Here is a 17,860-nt window from a genome sequence, read left to right on the forward strand (position 1 = left end):
CGGGCCAGTGTTCCGCAATCCCAGCCTGAAGGCTCAGTGCACACGCACGAGGAATCTGCTCTTGCGACCTACCGCGCTCTGTGCCCAGCCATCCACGTCTCATGTCTGGACGTCACCGCAACAATCGGTGCCGCATCAACAGACCTGCAACGACAGCCAATACGACGCTCAGACACTTGTGAGCGCGATACGTTCGTCGAGTGAGAACGACAGCTCTGGCCGCGGGCGCTGCGCTGGCAGTCCTCGTAGCCTGCGGCTCGCCACCCGATAACCCTGGCGCGGACACCTCCGCCCCGGCGGTCACGACTACGCCCGCTCACCGGCAGCCCGTCCCTGTGGCAGCCCCGCCTCAGACGCCGGTGTATTCGGTCATCGACACGACACAAGACCGTTCAGGCGCAGGCACCAGCTACGTCATCGTCATCGATCCCGTCGACCCACGCTCGGACGCCTTCAAGAATGACGTCAAACTCGTGTTGGCAGATATCGCGACCACCGTCGATGGCGCGCACTTCTCCGCGCGGATCTTCGACGACCGAGCGACAGCAACAAGCCTTCCGAACCCGTCCGCCCCGGATGCGGCCCCGCTGCGCGAGCAGTCATACGACACACATCTGGTCGCTTGGTACGCGGGCGGCGATAACACTGGTCTCGGATTCCCGTACGACATCAACTGGTATCCCTATGCCAGCCCACAGACCCCGAACGTGGGCCGCTATATCGGGTCCGAAGAGTGGAAGCCGTTATGACCCGGGCCATATATCGCAGCTTCGACGGCCGTTCTGCTTGCTGACTGAGCAGCGAACTCGCCCTCACGGTGACTCGGTAAGCGATCGGCTGTGAACGCAAACCCGCCCTGGCCCGGTTGGGCGAATGACACTATTGCGCTCGTCGCCGCAGATCCCGAATGGCAATCCCAAGGCCAACGCCTACGCGACACCGTCGAAGTGCTTCTTGCGCCTTGGCTGACCGCCCACATCGAGCACGTCGGCTCAACCGCGGTGCCCGGCCTGGCCGCCAAACCCATCATCGACCTACAAGCCGCCGTGAACGATCTGGACGATGCCGAGTCGATGGCGGCAGCGCTCGGCCCTCACGACTGGCATTACGTTGCCCCACACCTCGACCAGCGGCCCTGGCGTCGTTTCTTCGTCAAGGTCGCCAACCAACGGCGCGTCGCCCACCTGCACATCATGATCGGCGACGATCCGCGTTGGCACCAACAACTTGCGTTTCGCGATACCCTGCGCGCGGATTCATCCATAGCTGCGGACTACGCCGCACTCAAACACGCTCTTGCGGAACGCTATAGCGACGATCGTGAAGCTTACAGCGCGGCGAAGAAACCGTTCATTCATGCAGTTCTCTATCCGCGGTAGCGGTGATTGTGCTGTGAACCGTCTTGATCGGGGCCGATTGTAGGTTCATTGCCGGACCACACCGTGCCCTCTTGATCAAGTGATCTAATTTTAGATCACTTCTTCTAAATGCCGGGGAGTCGTTCTAGGGTCGGGCCATGCCGCCAACCCAGGCTCGACAAGAGTCCTTCACCCGATCGGCACGCAAGGCCCAGATCGTGGCCGCTGCGATCGACGTGATCGCCGAAGTCGGGTTCGCGCACGCATCGATCCGCAAGATCGCCGACCGGGTGGGTATCGCGATGAGCGCGGTGCTCTACCACTTCGGCACCAAGGACAATCTCGTCGACGCCATCGTCGAGCACATGTACCGCACGATGCTCACCCGGGTGGCGCCGGCGGTGCAGGCCGAGAACACCGCCAACGGCAAGCTGCACGCATACATCCGTTCCAGCATCGACTATTTCGGAACACACCGCGCCGCTCTGAAGGCGCTTGCCTCACTCGGCACGACTTACGTCCCCGCCGATGGGCGCCGCTTCGAAGAGCTCGGACTCAGCGCCGACATCGCCGAGCAACTCGCGGTGCTCGATCCCACCTCGATTCTCACCGCCGGCCAACGCGACGGCGAGTTCGGCGACTTCCCGGTGCAGTCCACCGCGATCGCGTTGCGCGGTGCCGTCAACGGCGTCGTCGAGAAGGTGTTGCGCGAACCCGGCTACGACGCGGGCGGTTATGCGGAGGACCTGATCGAGATCTTCGGGCGCATCGTGAGTCGGTCGCGATGAGCACCGTGGCCATCGCTGCGGTCGGCAGTCGCGGCGACGTCGCGCCCGTGGCCGGCCTCGGCGCCGCACTGCGGGGCGCCGGGCACCGGGTCGTCATCGCCGCGTACACACCGTTCGCCGATCTGATCACCGAGGCCGGGTGCGAGTTCCGCCAGCTTCCAGCGGATTTCACTCCTGGTACCGACCACGCCGACGCCACATCGAAGGAGACGTTCGCGGCGATCTTCACCCCACGAGGACAGCGCGACACCGGTCAGCTGGTCCTGAATGCGCTCGGTGATGTGCCGGCCGACATCCTGCTGCTACCCCCGCTGGCCGAGCTCGCGGGACATCCTTTGGCAGAAGCCCGCGGTATCCCTTCGGTGGGTGTCCGGCTGCAACCGCTGTCGCAGACCGCGGACTATCCGCCGACCCTGTTAGGCGCCTGGTCGCTCGGCGCAGCTGGCAACCGAATGGTCGCCGGCGCCGCCGCGCGGACCATCGATCGTCTCTACGGCGGGGTCGTTGCGCACTTTCGACGCGAACTCGGACTTCCCAAGGGCTCGGCCCGGGCCCTTCGGCGCCGACGCACCCGCGCGGATTGGCCGATCCTGCACGGCTACTCGCCCAGCGTCGTATCCCGCCCCGTCGACTGGCGGCCCGGCTTGCAGGTCACCGGGTACTGGTGGCCGCCCACCCCACCCGGTTGGCAACCGCCCGCACAGCTGTCCGACTTCCTCGCCGCGGGACCGGCACCGGTGTTCATCGGGCTGGGCAGCACCGTGGTCACCGCCGCGCGCGCCGAGCAGCTCGCCGTCATCATCTCCGGTGCGTTGCGGCAGGCCGGCGTGCGCGGCATCGTTCAATCCGGTTGGGCCGGACTCGAGGTCACCGGCGGTGACATCCTCACCATCGGCGACACACCGCACGAATGGTTGTTCCCGCAGATGGCCGCCGCGGCTCACCACTGCGGCGCCGGCACGACCGCCGCCGCTCTACGGGCCGGCATCCCCAGCATCGCCCTGCCCGGTCCTGTTGGGGATCAACCCTTCTGGGCGCGCCGGCTGCACGCGCTCGGCGCCGCCACTACACCCCTTCCGCAGCGCGGGCTGACCGCGCAGCGCCTCGCCGACACCATCCGCACCACACTCGACGGCACCGACCCGCGGCAGAGCACCCAGCGGCTCGCCTCCCGCATCGCCGGCGAGGACGGCACCGCCGCCGCCGTCGCCACCATCGACACGCTCCTGTACTCGTCGCAACGATGAGAGGAACACGACCGTGCATCACGCAACCGACCACGGCGGTGGCATTCCAGCCTCACAGGTGGCACCCACCCACTGGCTGCTGCAGACCGTCGAGAAAGCCGGGACCGCGGCGGTCAACCGGCTACCACTTCGGTGGCGTCCCCACGTGTTGCGCGCAACCCGCCAATCCCGCCCGTCTCGAAAGGTCGCCTCCGGCATCCCCGTTTCGGAACAGACCATCGACGGAGTTCACCTCACCTGGCTCGGTCAACGGGGTGGGTGCGACGTAATCCTCTATCTGCATGGCGGAGCGTTTCTGGCCGGGCCGATCTCGTTGCACTGGAAGCTGCTCGCCACTATCTGTCAGCAGACGGGCTTCGCGACAGGGATGGTGCTCTACCGCAGGCCACCCCGAGACCCGCATCCCGCAGCACTGAACGACACGCTCACCGCGATCCAAGCGATGCACGCCAACGGTCAACTCACCGACGGGCATTGGGTCCTCGCCGGCGACAGTGCCGGTGGCACGCTCGCCCTGGCCGCCGCACAGCATCTCCGCGATGAAGGCGGCCCACTGCCCGCGGGACTCATGCTCACCGCACCCATGGTGGACATGGAGCTGGCCCACCCCGACACCGTCGCAGCCACCGAAGCGGCCGGCCTCACGCGCGACGACAGGTTCTGGTGGGCTTTCAGGCTCTACGCCGACGGCCTAACGTTCAGCGACCCGACGCTGTCGCCGATCAACGCCTCAGTCGCCGGTCTGACACCGGTCCACCTCAACGTCGGCACCGAAGACTTCTTCCTCCACGACATCCGCCGATTCCGAGACGCCCTGAAAACCAGCGACGTTCCCGTCACCTATATCGAACAGGAAGGCGCCGAACACGTCTACGCGCTACGCGGCAACACACCCCAGGCACGGTGGGTGGTCAACGACCAGATCCGTTGGTTGAAGACCGTTCTGCCGCCACCCAACATAGGTATCGATCCCCAAACCAACGAAACACGTCACTCCAGATAGTCGGCGCCGCCAACGTAGGTCGTGTCAGGCGCATCGGGGTGCAACGCCGCTCGGGCGATGGCGGCAGCGAACTCCTCGACCGTCGGCAGCGGGGCGTGGCCACGCCGGGCTTGTACGGCCTCGGGATCTTTGCGGTGCAGGAGTCGGACGATGATCGTGCCGTCGATCATGTCGCCCGAGACCACCTTGAGTTCGATTCCACTGTCATTCAGAACGGTTTTGGCGCTCAGCAGCGCGTCTTCGCCGGCGCGTTTGCTCTGGGCGATGGGCTCGTAACCGTCGGGCACTGGCTTGGCGGGAAAGAAGTGCGCTTGATGGCTGGTGACGAAGACAATCCGGGCGCCTGGTGGCATGAGCGGAAGTGCCAGCGTAGCGAGGCGCAGTTGCGCATCTCGGTTCAACCGCATCGCATAGCCCGGGTCCGCGCCGCGCTCCAGACCACCAGAGGCGTTGAGCACCAGCATATTCAGCGCGCCGAATTGCTCATCAATGTCCACCAGAAGCGCCTGCACCTGCGCGTCATCGCAGACGTCTGCTCCGGCTGCCGATGCTTGTCCCCCAGCTGCGCGGATCTCGTCGACCACGGCGGCGGCCCGTTTGGCCTTTTCCCGGTAGTTGACCAGCACGTGGACGCCGGCGCCACCTAGTAGCCTGGCAACCTCCGCGCCGATCCCGCGCGACGCACCCGTGACCAATGCGACCCGCGCGTCCGTCGACCCGTCTGCTCGGCCGCGCACGTCAGCACCCGCCACCACCGTGCCGGCTTCCCAACCTCGATTGCTCATTGAAAACTCCCATCGCCACCGGACACTGGTTCTTAGATATTGCTTAATTTACTCTTATCTTTCTTATTTTGGTGTTAGCGTCATCGTCGACGCTCAACTCGACACGCGGGGAGGCGTGCACGTTATGACGGAACACTCTGTGGTCCTCGGCGCTGGTATTGCCGGACTCCTGGCCGCCGCCGCACTTGCCGACGCGGGCCATCGCGTGTCAATTGTCGAACGAGACCGACTGCCCGACAGCCCCTCTCATCGCCGCGGTGTACCGCAGGGCCCGCATCTGCACAGCGTGCTCGCGAAGGGTTGGCAGACCCTGGAAGATCTCGTCCCGGGCGTGATCAGCGATGCGATTGCCGCCGGTGCGCATGTCCTTGATGACGCGCGCCTGGGCGCGCGGATGCACATCCAGAACGGCCCGTATGCGTTCAACCGCACCGACCCGGTCTCCGACCCCGACGCCCTCACCACCTACCTCGTGACGCGTGCCCAGCTGGAGTACTCGCTGCGTCGGCGCGTCACAGCCCTACCGAACATCGTCATAAAGGAGGGTTGCGACGTGGTTGACCTGATCGCCGCTCAGCCGGATCGCATCACCGGGGTCACCATCACCGATCGGAGCAGCGGTGAGACCCAGGCGCTCGATGCCGCCCTGGTGGTCGATGCGACCGGCCGCGCCACCCGCACACCGCTGCTGCTCGAACGGTTGGGCTACGAGCGGCCGCCGCAACGCTCGTTCACCGTGCACGGCGTGTATTACAGCCAGCAGATCACCATGCCCGACCAGGACAGCTTTCCCGAACGCCTCATCCTGGTCCTGCAGGCCGGGGACGCGGGCCGCGGGGGGCTGGCCGCCGGCGAACATGACACCTGGACGTTGACCATCGCCGCCCACTCAAAAGAGCATCCGAAGCCACCAAATTCGTTGACTCACATGATCGCTCTCGCAGAAGAGTTCGTGCCAGCCCACATCCACGTGGCATTGCGAGACGCCCACTCTCTGACCGATGTAACGGTCTACCGCTATCCCGGCGGTACCTGGCACCGCTATGACCGCAGCGCACACCACCCTGAGGGTCTGCTCGTCATCGGGGACGCGCTATGTTGCCTGGACCCGATTTACGGGCAAGGAGTCACCATGGCCGCACGACAGGCCTACGCACTGCGCACCCATCTACGCGAACACCGAAACATCGACACGAAACGCCTTCACCAATCGCTGGCCGAACTCATTGGCCCGGTATGGGCCACCAACCAACCCCCTAGACAAATTCGCAACCGTAGCCGCAAAGACAAGGTGCGGCACCGCGCCATCGGGTGGTTACGCCGCAAAATGCTCGAAGCCGCTGACGATATCGTTGTCACTGAACGACTCATCCGGATCGTCCACATGGTCGACCCGCCACAACGGCTTCTCGAACCGAGCCTGCTCTACCGCGTCGCGGCCCACCACGTACGCCAGACGATTCACACTTGGGCACATCCGCCCTGGCGACACCCGGCTGAGAACGGGGCTGGACCTTAGGTCGATCCGTCCGAACAGCGCCGACTCAGACCCCCAGTTATGCCGTTGCGCCGCTTGAATGTCTTGGGCCCTTCATGGCCGGGAGAGCATGGCCGGCGAACAGAGCTGCGGACGTCGCCATCCGGTTGTCGACCAACCAGCGCAGGTGCGTCAGTCCGTTTTCTCGAATCGCTTACGCTGACGAACCCCGTACGCCGCCGCCTTCACTGCCTCGTCGTCCTCCATCCCCGAACCCAGGGCACCGCCCAACGTGGCGATGGCGGCCACCAACCACGAGATCAACAACAACGACGAGAAACCAACGGGCTGACCGATGTTCTGGGACACCAGTTGCGGCGGCAGCGTCCACCACGCGGTCACCAGCAGCAAGAGGAAGAGCGCGGCGTGAAAGACAATGACGCCGATGGTCAGAGTGATGACGGTCGACGCGTTGTACAAGACCGCGCGTTCCCGTTCCTCGGGCGTTGGCGGCCGTTCCCATAGGTCGTGTTCGACGATGAGCCATGCGATCATCGCCGCGGTTGCCAGAATCGTTGCCGCACTCATCCGCCACGGGCCCATGGTGGTCGACAACTGCCAGATCGTCGGATAGGCGAGGCTGACAGCCCCGGTGGCGAATGCCGCCATCATCACCTTTGACATACCCGTGACCAGTCGCCATGGGCGGTTGGCGTAGACCATTCCGGCAAGCAACCGCAGGCGTGGCATGGTCGACGGCGCGACATAGTGAACGACGTCGTCGTCCTCTATCCGCGCCAGACCCTTCACCGTCGTGTCCTGTTGGTCCGATTGGCGCGTCACCTCGGACACCACCGTGCGTGCCACCGCCTTCACCCGGCGATCGATGAACGCGCCGCCCAAGCCCGGTATGGAGATCACGCCGAACCGGTCGCGCACGCTGATGTCAGCTATCACCGGCGTCGTCCCCTGACGCCGGGGCAGATCGGTGAGATAGATGACGATGTCCTCAGCTTCATCTTCGGGACCGACCACGCCGACGACATCCACCATCTCGGTGTGCTCATCGAGTGGAAAACTGTGCCGACGCACTGAGACATCCCAGCATTCGTCAGAGGGCAGGTCCGGCAGAAGATCTGGCAACGCCCCAGACAGTCGCTCGGCGACCTCGGCGGGAGTGCCGGGATCGGCGATCAGCAATATCGAAGGATGCTCCCCAGACATACCTCCCGCGTACCCGCCTCGCGGGCGGCCAAACTCACCAATCTGTTGCCATTTCCCTCATCAAAATAATCGTGCGGCGATGGAGCGGAGGCAACGGCTCACAGCGGCACGGCCGCACCGACCTGCCTGGCGCGCTGTGCTCTCCCCCTCCCGCCTGGCTCCTAGGTGCGAGGTTTGAGAGTGCGCTGATCGGGCATGCATCACACCGTGCCTGACAACCAACATCGACCCGCCGTGCTGTTCGACGTCGACGGCACGTTGGTGGACTCCAACTATCTGCACGCGCACGCCTGGCACCGCGCGTTCAACGAGCTGCGGATTCCTGTACAGAGCTGGCAGATTCACCGATCCATCGGCATGGACGGGAAGAAACTGCTCGAGACGTTGGCCTCTGAAGCAGATGAAGAGACCCGCGATGAGCTCAAGGACCTCCACACGCGGTTCTACCAGGAGACGACCTCGCTGCTGTCTCCATTGCCGGGAGCACGGGAAATCCTAGACCGTATCGACTCGCTGGGGTTGCAGGTCGTGCTGGCCACCTCCGCTCCCGAAGACGAGTTCGCAACGCTCCGAGCCGTTCTCGACCGTGACGATCTGATCTCCACCGCCACCTCGGCTCAAGACGTGGAAACCGCGAAGCCCGAGCCCGACATTGTCCAGATCGCCTTGGCGAGAGCTGAAGTGAGTCCAGAGCGCGCCGTGTTTGTCGGCGATGCCGTGTGGGACGCCCAGGCCAGCGTTGCCGCCGGGGTGGCGTGTATCGGCGTCCTCAGCGGGGGCGTCTCGCGAAGCGAGCTAGAGGAGGCAGGCGCGACAGTCGTGTTCGACAATGCGCTCGACCTCTGCACCCACCTCGCAGAAAGCCCGGTGCAACGTCTGATCGACACACGCTGAGCGGCGTTCCGCGGGAAGTCTTTGACCTCAATCATCGTTAAGGTTCTACGGTGAATACATGACCTTGGAAACAGTGGCCCGGCAGTCCCTGTACCGGCAGACGCATGCGCGAGGCGGTGACCTGCACGCACTTGCAGACCGCGGTCTGCTTCGCCGGATCTGGGGGTTTGCGGCACGCCATCGCCGCCGGCTGGGCATATTCCTCGGCATCAGCGTGCTCGGGGCGGTACTGACGGTCGCGACCCCGCTGCTCGCCGGCCGCGTCGTCGACGAGATCACCGGCGCAGGCAGCGCCCGGGTCGTGGCCGTGCTGGCCATGGTCATCGCAGGCGTTGCAGTGGCCGAGGCCGCGGTCTCCCTTGTCACCCGCTGGCTGTCATCAACGATCGGCGAGGGTCTGATCCTCGATCTGCGCACCGCGGTGTTCGATCATGTGCAGCGCATGCCCGTCGCGTTCTTCACCCGTACCCGCACCGGGGCACTGGTCAGCCGGCTGGGCAACGACGTGATGGGCGCCCAACGCGCATTCTCGGACACACTGTCCGGCGTCGTCGCCAATATCGTCACCCTGCTGCTCACCCTGGCGGTGATGCTCAGCATCTCGTGGCAGATCACGCTGTTGACGCTGGTCATTCTGCCGATGTTCGTCATTCCGTCCCGCCGGATCGGCGCCGCGATGGCCCGGCTGTCGCGAGAGGCTGCAGCCCATAACGCCACCATGAACACGCAGATGACCGAGCGGTTCTCCGCCCCGGGAGCGACTCTGGTCAAGCTGTTCGGCGACACCGCCTCGGAGTCCCGCGAATTCCGGGCGCGGGCCGGCAGGGTCCGTGATATCGGGGTACGCACTGCGATGCTGCAGGCGACGTTCATGAATTCGCTGACGTTGATGTCGGCACTGGCATTGGCATTGGTGTACGGGCTGGGCGGGGCGCTCGCCATCGGTGGGCAGCTGCAGGCCGGCGCCATCGTGTCACTGGCACTGCTGTTGACCCGGCTCTACGCACCGCTGACGGCGCTGGCCAACGCGCGGGTCGAGGTCGCGACGGCACTCGTCAGTTTCGAGCGGGTCTTCGAAGTTCTCGACCTGGTGCCGCTGATCCGCGAACGCCCCGGTGCGGTGACAGTGCCACGTGGTCCGGTCGAAGTGCGATTCGACAATGTGCGCTTCTCGTATCCGGCGGCCGATCAGGTGTCGCTCGCCTCCCTCGAGGAGGTCGCCGAACTCGACCATCGCGGCGGTGAGGAAGTGCTACATGGCATTTCGTTCACCGCGAAGCCCGGACAGGTGGTGGCGCTGGTCGGGACATCAGGAGCGGGAAAGTCGACGATCGCGTCGCTGCTGGCGCGGCTGTATGACGTTGATCCGCCGTCGGATCCGGACACAGCCTCGGGTGCGATCCGGCTCAACGGTGCCGACGTGCGGGACCTGACGTTCGCGTCATTGAAGAAGACCGTCGGCATGGTCACCCAGGACGGGCACCTCTTCCACGAGTCGATCCGCTCAAATCTGCTATTGGCGGCGCCGGAGGCCACCGACGAGGAGATCTGGGCGGCGCTGCGACGGGCCCGTCTCGCCGACGTTGTCGCCGCCATGCCCGACGGGCTGGACACCGTTGTCGGCGAGCGTGGTTACCGGCTCTCGGGCGGCCAACGTCAGCGACTCACCATTGCCCGGGTGTTGTTGGCCTCGCCGCAGGTCGTCATCCTCGATGAGGCAACGGCCTCCCTGGATTCGGAGTCGGAGGCCGCCGTGCAGCAGGCGCTCGCCGAGGCGCTGTCCGGTCGCACCTCGATCGTCATCGCTCACCGTTTGTCAACGGTGCGGGCAGCCGACGTCATCCTCGTCGTCGAGGATGGCCGCATCGTCGAACGCGGCAACCACGAACAGCTGTTGGCACGCGGCGGACGCTACGCCGACCTGTACCGCACCCAGTTCGGTACCGACCGCCGAAGTGTCACTCAGCAGGTGCCGACTCGTGTTCATGGGGCCGGAATACACTGTCTGTCAAAGAGTTGCCCCCTTGCGGGCAATGCAAAGACGGCCGATTCGACAGACCGATTTTGACGGTTCCGACCATGCGGTGCATCAGGGCGCGTGCGGTCGCAGCGACCAGTGCTCGGTCGTGCTTCCCCTTCCGCACGGTGACACCGTTAAACGTGTTTGCATACCCAGGAACACCTTGACTTCTGCTGCTGAAATCCCCACGAGCGGAACCACCGCGACGACGCCATCTGCCGTGTTCAAATGCATCCCTGGACAACACGACCCGCATGACCACGGGTCGGGAGGGAGCACCCGTGAGTGAGCACACCTACCGCGTCATCGAGATCGTCGGCACATCGCCGGAGGGAATCGACACCGCCATCCGCAACGGAATCAGCCGGGCTGCACAGACCACCCGCAACCTGGACTGGTTCGAGGTCGCGAGCGTGCGCGGCGAAATCGAGGATGGCGCGGTGGCGCATTTCCAGGTGGCTCTGAAAGTTGGCTTCCGCATCGAGGACTGACGCGATAGGGCTGCTCAGCCCGCTATGTTTCGGTGGGGTCGGCCCTGTCGCTGACGGCGAGGTCGATCGAGTCATACAGGTGGAACATATGGTCGATGCCCAACTGCTGCATCGGCCGCAGCGTCACCCGACCGTGGGCGACCACACGGCAGTCCAGGGACAAATCATGACAACGCCGGTGGGCCTCGATCAGGATGCTCATGCCCGTGGTGGCCAGGAACGTCACGGCGCTGAGGTCGAAGATGAGTAGCCGAGGTCGACCACGGAGTGCGGCCCCCACTTCGTCGGCGACGTGCGGTGCCGAGGCCATGTCGATGACGCCGGCAAGAGTCAGAACGATGTAGTCAGCGTGTGCCTCGGTCGTCACCGAATAGCGCGCCGAGGACACCGTGGGTCGACTGTCGCTAATCATCGACGCAGACCAGAGGCACAGCCGTCTGAGAGTTCATCTATTCGCCCCCGGGATGATGTTCGTTCAACTCGCCACGGATTTGTATCTCCCGCTGCGCGCCATTTCAAACATCTGCCGACAAGGTAGGCGTCTCGACTCCGCCAACACCGACTCGCGACCGGGACCCTGAACATCGGATTGCGCCAGCTCAGGGGGACGAATCGACGGGACGCTACGCCCACACGAACACGGTCGGTACGACCGGTGTCGCGTCTTGCGCACCGCCTGGAACAGGCATGCGGCTGCCGCGACACGGCGAGTGCTCGTGTCCTGGGACATCTTCCGCAACAGATTGAAGGCTGCTGCGGCACCGATGCCCCCGACCCCTGGACGCCTTCACCAAGCCGTCCGACGGGACCGTCTGCCGGCCGCTGTCCGGGTAACCACGGCGTCGGAGCAGACCGATAACACGAAAATGCCGCTCGTGTTACGCTTTTCACTAGTTTCCTGGGACGGCGCGATCTATCAGAAGCCACCTCGGTAACTTCGATGTAGCTGTTGGCCTCGACTCCGTCAACAGCTTGCGGTCGGTCCTTCCGGTTGCGTGTGCCTTCGGTCAATCGGGTTGCACCCCTGCTCGACGKGGGCCCAACCGCGAGGACAGCTATGGCGCACGGCGCACACCGGTCGATTCTTTCGATGACGCGAGAGCAGCAACCGCCTGAGGGCGTCATGTCCTCGCTGCATGGCAAGCGAGCCACCAGGACATATTCACGAACCACCCGAACGCGACGCTGCACGGCACGTGTCGGTGATGCCAGTCGTGATCGTTGGAAAAACCATGTGGCTATGCAACTACGGCGGTATTCGCCTCAGCACGACGTGAAACCCGTTGTTGGCAGCGTCAATTCGCAGTACCCAAGGTCACTCACCTCATGATCGAACATGAACTGCGGGCCGCGATGGACGTTCAGCCCGGCCCCAGTGCTGCCGACCGGCTGTGCCAGGCGTGTGTGGCACTGCTGGGCGTAGAGGCAACCGCAATCTCGCTGGTGTCCCGCGGCGTCAACATCGGAACGCTGGGCGCCAGCGCCACGGCAGCACGGACGTATGACGAGGCGCACTTCATCCATGGAGAGGGTCCCGGCCTGGACGCGGTAGCGCAGCGCGCACCCGTCCTGGCGACAGACCTGGCCGATCCCAGCGAAGTCCGCTGGCCGGGATACACGCCGACGATGCTGGCCCACCAGATCCGCGCGGTGTTCGCCGTCCCGATCGCTGTCGACGGGCATAGCGTCGGCGCCCTGAGCGTGTTCCAGACCCGGCCAGAACCATTCACCATCGCGCAAGTCACAGGCCTGATGGAAGCCGCCAAGCTGGCACAGAGGCTGGTGCTCGACGTGATCGAACAACAGGAACGTTCCGAGGCGGGCAGTGGCCCCTTGAAAGATGCGGACACCTGGACCCGGCCCGAGGTGAGTCAGGCCACCGGCATGGTGATGGCCCAGCTGAGGCTTACAGCCCCCGACGCGCTGCTCCGGATACGCGCCCACGCCTATGCCACCGGGCGCAATGCCACCGACGTCGCCCGCGACATCCTCGAACGCCGACTGCACCTGGATCCCGACTGACCTCCTGCTGACTCAGCGACCGCAGCGGATGGGAATCACAGTTACGTCGACCCATCCGCGTGCTTCGCAGAGACGAATCTTGGGTAAATACGATCAACTGTGCTGCTCCTCGGTCTGCGGACCTGCGAGCACAACTGCACCACCGAAACAGGAGCGGAGATGTTGGACGACCTCTCGATCACCGACGACGACTTCTCCATCGATGAGCAGCGAATCACCGAGGCGCTACGGCTCATCAACGACCGCCGCGCGATCATCGAGCAGGCCAAAGGCATGATCATGTTCGTCTACGGCATCGACGCCGAGGACGCCTTCGCCGTCCTGCGCAAGCAGTCCCAGGATCACAACGTCAAACTCAGGCTGCTCGCCGAACAGGTCACCAAGGATCTGCTCGAACTGTCACGGACGACACGCCTCCTCCAACAGCCGGCATCCAGCGACCTCATCGGCACGGCCCACGAACGAATCAGCCATGGCGCGGAACGCCAGCTGGACGGCGAAAGCAAGACCGGCGTGCCCATGACCGACATCGGCCGGTGACCCGGCTGAGACGCCAACACCATCATCAGTGCGGCGATTCGACCGCAGACCGAGCGAGACGGTCAAGTCCGAGATCGCCACGTTCGCAGGTTTCTGCGACCGGCGCTGAGTGTGCGCACCGACGGGGCAGGTCTCGCTCTCGGGGCTCCGGCTCTTCCCTCAGTCGCTTCGAGCCGTGAACTGCTCGACGAGCAACTGAAGTCGCAGGGTGTCGTTGCCCGGGCGTAATCGGTCGGCACGGCTGAGGGTGACCAGGCCGTGCAGAGCCGCCCATAACACCTCGGTGAGCGCGTCGGTGTCCCGTTCATCAGCGACGAGGCCCACCACGCGGTGCAACTCGGCGAAGGCTGCGGTCAGCTGCGGCGGAACGTCCTGGGCGGCGAAGCGCAAGGATGTCGCGCGGGTGAACATTGCGTCATAGACCGCTGGATTCTGGCGGGCGAAGTCGAGATAGGCGTGCGCGACGCGGGTCAGCGCGTCAACGGCCGAACCGCGATCAGAGCAGGCAGCCCCCATTGCCTCCGCGAGTTCGCCGAAGCCATCGACGGCGACCGCATCAGCAATCTGGTCCATGCCGCTGAAATGCTTGTACAACACCGGCTGGCTGTACTCGATCTCATTGGACAGCCGACGCGTCGTCACAGCATCCCAGCCTTCGGCCTCGGCCACTCTGCGTGCGGTGGTGACGATCAGGCGCCGCCGGGCGGTCCGCTCACGCTCTCGGCGGTCGTCGATAGCCACACCTCACGTTAGCACCGATATGCATGCTAGCGCTGCTATTGACGGCGATCTGGCGAGGGGTTAGCGTTGCTAGCAGTTGTGGACCGATAGGAGTGACAACATGGCCCTGGATCTCATCAGCCGAACCGCGGTATTGATCGCGGTGCTGTCCACCGCGGTGGTCTACGGCACCGACGTGTTCTGCGCGATGGTGCTGCGACCGGCCTTGGCGGCCATCGACGACGCCGCCCTCGTCACGATCACCGGACACGTGCACCGCTACGGTGACCGGCGCATGCCGGTGCCTGGTGCGCTCGGACTCCTCGCCACCGCGGTGGCCGCGGGCGTGGCCACCGCAACCGCTCACTGGGCACAAGCCATCGCCGCTGGCGTCGCACTGGTTCTGCTGGCGATGTGGCTCGTGCTCTACACGCGACTGAGCGCACCGATCAATCGACAACTCACTGCAGCCGCCGACGACGGCCGCACGCTCCCCGACGGGCGTGCGCTGCAAGCAAAGTGGGACTCGATCATCGGCGCCCGCGCCGGCCTGCAGGGGCTGGCAGTAGCCGCCCTATGCGTGGCGCTGATGGCCTGACGCCACCATCACCGACGCCATCGAAACCCGCCGCTCACCGAGCAGGAGTACTCGACATGACCATCCTCACGACCATCGCCTACATGCTCGCCGGACTCATCGCCGCGGCCATCATCGCCATCGGCGCACGATTCCTTATCGCCCCACGTGCCGCGACCGCCGGCTACGGCCTACAACCCGATCCCGCGCGGCCGTCTTTGGACGCCTACGCGAGCATCAAAGGCATTCGCGACATCGCATCAGGGCTTTTCGTCGTCATCCTCATAGCCGTGGGCCAAACACACACTCTGGGCTGGATCATCCTGGCTGCCACCATCATCCCGCTCGCCGACACCGCCATCGTGCTACGCCACGGCGGTCCCAGATCCATCGCCTGGGGCATCCACGGCGCCACCGCCGCCACCATGCTCATCACCGCCGCGCTCCTGCTCGCCGCCTGAGCTACAGCRCCACCTCGCGCCTGCTGGACCGTCCCAGCGCTCCAAGCGTCGCGCGGCTTTTGAGGTGAGCTCCCGCGCCACTGGTCCAATCAGCCCACGCCGAGCGGGCAGCCCCGCGATGTAACGACTGCTACATTTTCATGTGTGACACAAGACGCGGCGCCTTGGTTGGTCTTGGTCGTGCGGATGCCCGCCGAGCCGTCGCGACATCGGGTAGCGGTGTGGCGTGAGCTGCGGCGGGCCGGGGCCATTCTGTTGGGCCAGGGGGTATGGGCGGTGCCCGACGCCCCGGTTTTCGCCGCCGGGATCGCACGAACCGTGGAACTAGCCGAACGTGGCGCCGGCGAGGTGATGGTCCTGTCCGCAGCCGGCCGCGATGAAGCCGACGCTGATCGACTCGAGGCCCTCTTCACCGCTGAGCGGAGCGAGGAGTGGTCCGAGTTCATCTCGGACTGTGCCACTTTCGACGCCGAGATCACCAAGGAGATCCGGATCGCGAAGTTCACGATCGCGGAACTGGAAGAAGAAGAACACAGCCTGGAGCGGCTGCGTCGCTGGCACCGTGAGCTCACGGCGCGTGACGTGTTCGGTGCCGCCCAGGCGGACGAGGCCGACCAGCAGTTGAAACATTGCGCCGAGCGGCTCACCGACTACACCGAGCGCGTGTTCAACGCGCTACACCAGCTATGACCCCCCGCCTCGGGAAGGAGCCGATGAGCACGTCAGCACCCACCGGCACTGGCCCAGAGGGAACTCGGCGCCAGTTGATGCCGCTGTACGCGGCGGGGTTCGTCACCGCGTTCGGCGCGCACAGCATCGCCGCCGGCCTCGGCGGCTATACCCACGGAACACACACATCGCTGCTCACCTTGGGCCTTCTGCTGGCTGTCTACGACGGTGCCGAAGTCCTGCTCAAGCCGGTGTTCGGGTCCTTGGCCGACCGCGTCGGCGCCCGCCCAGTCCTGCTCGGCGGGCTGCTCGCTTTCGCGGCGGCGTCCGCTGCGTTCGTCATCGCCGGCGACCCTGCATGGTTGGGCGTCACCCGATTCGCGCAGGGCGCGGCCGCAGCGGCGTTCTCCCCCGCGGCCGGGGTGTTGGTGTCGCGGCTGACCGCGCCGGGTGCCCAAGGTCGCGGCTTCGGCCGCTATGGCGCCTGGAAAGGACTCGGCTACACCCTGGGGCCGGTGTTGGGTGGGGTGCTGATCACGCTGCACGGCTACACCCTGCTGTTCGCGACGCTGACCACCCTGGCAGTAGCGGTTTCGGTGTGGGTACTGCTGATGGTGCCGGGCGTGGCACCGCTACCGCGGACCCGCCAAACGGTGGTCGACCTGGGCCGCCGACTTGTGAACCCAGGCTTTCTGCGCCCGACCCTCGCACTGGCGGCGGCCACCGCAGCACTATCGGTAGGTGTCGGCTTCTTGCCGGTGGTCGGTGCTGATCGTGGGCTCGGCCCACTTCTCACCGGGGTCGTCGTGTCGGTGTTGGCAGCGGCGACCGCTGTGGTCCAACCCCGGGTGGGGCGCGTGCGCGATGAGGGCCGTGTCCGGGACCGCACCGGGTTGGCTGCGGGCCTGTTGCTTGCCGCCGCAGGCTGTGGGGCGGTGTCGATACCGGGGATCACCGGCCTTGTCTTGGCCGCTGTCCTGATCGGGACTGGGGTGGGTGTTGTCACCCCGATCGGGTTCGCCTCTCTCGCCGCGGGCACCCCCATTGATCGGCTCGGCCAAACCATGGGATCCGCCGAGGTGGGCCGCGAACTCGGAGATGCCGGCGGGCCGGTCCTGGTGGGCGCCCTCGCTGCCGCCGCCACCCTGACCCCGGCGCTACTGGCGTTCGCCGCAGTGCTGGCCGCCACCGCGGCGCTCACCGCAGTACCGGCCGCCAACCGTCACGACGACACTGGCATGGACCCCAGCACAAAAACCTGAGCACCGGCCCCACCGGAGGATCTGCCGCGCGGAAACTCCATCACTATCCACCCGCACTCAGCGCTTGGCAGATAGATACGTTTCACACAGAATCTGCGAAAAGCTAAGCGCCGCAGCATATCGGCGGTGACGATGCTCGGCACTCATCTCGCAACACGCGATACGGCAGCAGCACACATTCTCCGGGCGGTCGTGGCCGCAGACGAGTTAGCTGAGAGCTTGGTGGATTGTTCGCCTGCGCCGGCGCGTACACCCCGCATTCCGCCACGGTCGCATCATGCCGAATACTACGTAAAATAGCCAGACACATAGTCACCACTCT

Annotated in this window: 19 protein-coding genes; 15 read left to right on the forward strand and 4 right to left on the reverse strand. The window is 65.3% G+C overall.

Features of this window, described 5'->3' with window-relative positions; all coding sequences use genetic code 11:
* Nucleotides 1–359 precede the first annotated feature (359 nt).
* From AC1DTF_RS09585 to AC1DTF_RS09605, 5 genes are all read left to right on the forward strand, one after another.
* A complete protein-coding gene (locus tag AC1DTF_RS09585; protein ID WP_477473895.1) occupies nt 360–749 on the forward strand; it encodes a hypothetical protein in 390 nt (129 codons plus the stop codon).
* A gap of 90 nt (nt 750–839) precedes the next feature.
* Nucleotides 840–1,379, forward strand: coding sequence for a GrpB family protein (locus tag AC1DTF_RS09590; RefSeq protein WP_477473896.1), 540 nt, complete (start codon nt 840–842; stop codon nt 1,377–1,379).
* A 137-nt stretch (nt 1,380–1,516) separates the two neighbouring features.
* Complete coding sequence (locus AC1DTF_RS09595; protein ID WP_477473897.1) at nt 1,517–2,146, forward strand: TetR/AcrR family transcriptional regulator; 630 nt, start codon at nt 1,517–1,519, stop codon at nt 2,144–2,146.
* Nucleotides 2,143–3,393, forward strand: a complete 1,251-nt coding sequence (locus AC1DTF_RS09600; RefSeq protein ID WP_477473898.1) for a glycosyltransferase — start codon at nt 2,143–2,145, stop codon at nt 3,391–3,393. The genes AC1DTF_RS09595 and AC1DTF_RS09600 overlap by 4 nt, the downstream gene beginning before the upstream one ends.
* Before the next feature lie 145 nt (nt 3,394–3,538).
* Nucleotides 3,539–4,396, forward strand: a complete 858-nt coding sequence (locus AC1DTF_RS09605) for an alpha/beta hydrolase fold domain-containing protein (protein WP_477473899.1) — start codon at nt 3,539–3,541, stop codon at nt 4,394–4,396.
* Here AC1DTF_RS09605 and AC1DTF_RS09610 read toward each other — a convergent pair.
* Nucleotides 4,384–5,181, reverse strand: a complete 798-nt coding sequence (locus AC1DTF_RS09610) for an SDR family oxidoreductase (RefSeq protein WP_477473900.1) — start codon at nt 5,179–5,181, stop codon at nt 4,384–4,386. The genes AC1DTF_RS09605 and AC1DTF_RS09610 overlap by 13 nt on opposite strands.
* Before the next feature lie 124 nt (nt 5,182–5,305).
* Here AC1DTF_RS09610 and AC1DTF_RS09615 point away from each other — a divergent pair, with 124 nt between their 5' ends.
* The gene (locus AC1DTF_RS09615) at nt 5,306–6,700 is read left to right on the forward strand and encodes an NAD(P)/FAD-dependent oxidoreductase (protein WP_477473901.1); all 1,395 of its coding nucleotides are present in this window, start codon (nt 5,306–5,308) and stop codon (nt 6,698–6,700) included.
* Between the two features lie 150 nt (nt 6,701–6,850).
* On the opposite strand, the gene AC1DTF_RS09620 is transcribed toward AC1DTF_RS09615, so the two are convergent.
* The gene (locus AC1DTF_RS09620) at nt 6,851–7,882 is read right to left on the reverse strand and encodes a hypothetical protein (RefSeq protein ID WP_477473902.1); all 1,032 of its coding nucleotides are present in this window, start codon (nt 7,880–7,882) and stop codon (nt 6,851–6,853) included.
* A gap of 195 nt (nt 7,883–8,077) precedes the next feature.
* Here AC1DTF_RS09620 and AC1DTF_RS09625 point away from each other — a divergent pair, with 195 nt between their 5' ends.
* From AC1DTF_RS09625 to AC1DTF_RS09635, 3 genes are all read left to right on the forward strand, one after another.
* Nucleotides 8,078–8,776 carry an HAD family hydrolase gene (locus AC1DTF_RS09625; protein WP_477473903.1) on the forward strand — a complete coding sequence of 233 codons (699 nt, stop codon included), beginning with the start codon at nt 8,078–8,080 and terminating at the stop codon, nt 8,774–8,776.
* A gap of 58 nt (nt 8,777–8,834) precedes the next feature.
* Nucleotides 8,835–10,844 carry an ABC transporter ATP-binding protein gene (locus AC1DTF_RS09630; protein WP_477473904.1) on the forward strand — a complete coding sequence of 670 codons (2,010 nt, stop codon included), beginning with the start codon at nt 8,835–8,837 and terminating at the stop codon, nt 10,842–10,844.
* Between the two features lie 233 nt (nt 10,845–11,077).
* On the forward strand, nt 11,078–11,287 hold the full coding sequence (locus tag AC1DTF_RS09635; RefSeq protein WP_057167775.1) for a dodecin: 210 nt from the start codon (nt 11,078–11,080) through the stop codon (nt 11,285–11,287).
* A gap of 22 nt (nt 11,288–11,309) precedes the next feature.
* On the opposite strand, the gene AC1DTF_RS09640 is transcribed toward AC1DTF_RS09635, so the two are convergent.
* Nucleotides 11,310–11,699, reverse strand: coding sequence for an STAS domain-containing protein (locus tag AC1DTF_RS09640; protein WP_477473905.1), 390 nt, complete (start codon nt 11,697–11,699; stop codon nt 11,310–11,312).
* Nucleotides 11,700–12,613: 914 nt separating this feature from the next.
* On the opposite strand from AC1DTF_RS09640, the gene AC1DTF_RS09645 reads away from it, so the two are divergent.
* The gene (locus AC1DTF_RS09645; protein ID WP_477473906.1) at nt 12,614–13,309 is read left to right on the forward strand and encodes a GAF and ANTAR domain-containing protein; all 696 of its coding nucleotides are present in this window, start codon (nt 12,614–12,616) and stop codon (nt 13,307–13,309) included.
* A gap of 159 nt (nt 13,310–13,468) precedes the next feature.
* Nucleotides 13,469–13,849, forward strand: coding sequence for an ANTAR domain-containing protein (locus AC1DTF_RS09650; protein WP_477473907.1), 381 nt, complete (start codon nt 13,469–13,471; stop codon nt 13,847–13,849).
* A gap of 159 nt (nt 13,850–14,008) precedes the next feature.
* On the opposite strand, the gene AC1DTF_RS09655 is transcribed toward AC1DTF_RS09650, so the two are convergent.
* Nucleotides 14,009–14,590 carry a TetR/AcrR family transcriptional regulator gene (locus tag AC1DTF_RS09655; RefSeq protein WP_477473908.1) on the reverse strand — a complete coding sequence of 194 codons (582 nt, stop codon included), beginning with the start codon at nt 14,588–14,590 and terminating at the stop codon, nt 14,009–14,011.
* Between the two features lie 100 nt (nt 14,591–14,690).
* Here AC1DTF_RS09655 and AC1DTF_RS09660 point away from each other — a divergent pair, with 100 nt between their 5' ends.
* The 4 genes from AC1DTF_RS09660 to AC1DTF_RS09675 all read left to right on the forward strand — a co-directional run bounded on the left by AC1DTF_RS09660 (nt 14,691) and on the right by AC1DTF_RS09675 (nt 17,538).
* A complete protein-coding gene (locus AC1DTF_RS09660) occupies nt 14,691–15,167 on the forward strand; it encodes a DUF1772 domain-containing protein (protein ID WP_477473909.1) in 477 nt (158 codons plus the stop codon).
* Nucleotides 15,168–15,223: 56 nt separating this feature from the next.
* Nucleotides 15,224–15,607: a DUF4267 domain-containing protein gene (locus tag AC1DTF_RS09665; RefSeq protein ID WP_477473910.1), complete on the forward strand. Its 384-nt coding sequence runs from the start codon at nt 15,224–15,226 to the stop codon at nt 15,605–15,607.
* Nucleotides 15,608–15,793: 186 nt separating this feature from the next.
* Complete coding sequence (locus AC1DTF_RS09670; RefSeq protein WP_477473911.1) at nt 15,794–16,297, forward strand: Chromate resistance protein ChrB; 504 nt, start codon at nt 15,794–15,796, stop codon at nt 16,295–16,297.
* Nucleotides 16,298–16,320: 23 nt separating this feature from the next.
* A complete protein-coding gene (locus AC1DTF_RS09675) occupies nt 16,321–17,538 on the forward strand; it encodes an MFS transporter (protein WP_477473912.1) in 1,218 nt (405 codons plus the stop codon).
* The last annotated feature ends 322 nt before the right edge of the window (nt 17,539–17,860 follow it).

Source organism: Mycobacterium sp. P4_H6, from assembly GCF_056400845.1.